1 pseudogene is annotated in these 694 nt (G+C 68.9%); it reads right to left on the reverse strand.

The annotated features are described in order from the left end of the window. Positions 1-694, reverse strand: a pseudogene (locus tag EOA38_RS38195) (peptidoglycan-binding protein); the annotation flags it as partial.

The raw sequence follows: 694 nt of genomic DNA on the forward strand, positions 1-694 counted from the left end.
GCGGCCGGTTGGCCGCTTTGGGATCCAGCGGTTCGTCGATGTCAACCGTCGGAATGTCGCCAGCCGGCGCCGAACCGGCAAGCGGCGGCGTGTCCGCGTCCTTCTTGCCCTTGAAGGCGCGCGCCAGCCCGCTGAACATCGACTTCTTGCGGCCGGTTTTCTCGGCCCTCTCGCCGATCGCGTCCGACCCAAGCGCGGCCATGGCGGCAGCGGCAGCGGCCTCGGCGGGCGTACGCGGACCGGGTTCGTCGCGCGTAACAGGTTCGCCCCGCGCAACAGGTTCGCCACGCGTAACAGGTTCGCTTCGCGTAACAGGCTCGTTGCGCAGGATGGAGGCGGTGCGCGCGTCGAGATCGGCGATGTCTCCGCTCAAGGGCAGCGGCTGGTCGATATCCATCGACGGTGCGTCCTGCACCGCGATCTTGCCGGCGCGGGCCCGCTTGCCGACGGGCTGCGGGTCGACGAGTTCGCTGACCGCTTCGCTGGGACCTTCGGCCTCCAGCGAGCCCAACCGGTCGACGATCTTGAGCAGCGTGTCGTGAATGGCCTCGAAGGTCCGTGAATTGCGCTCGTCCGAACGGCGGGTGAGCGCTTCGAGCGTCTTCAGGTCCTGCGCGAGCCCACCCACGGCGACCGCATTGGAAGCGGCCGTGCTGGAGCTCGATTCGGCCAGCGACCTGACGGCGTTCTCCGC

It is taken from the genome of Mesorhizobium sp. M1E.F.Ca.ET.041.01.1.1, assembly GCF_003997355.1.
GTDB lineage: Bacteria > Pseudomonadota > Alphaproteobacteria > Rhizobiales > Rhizobiaceae > Mesorhizobium.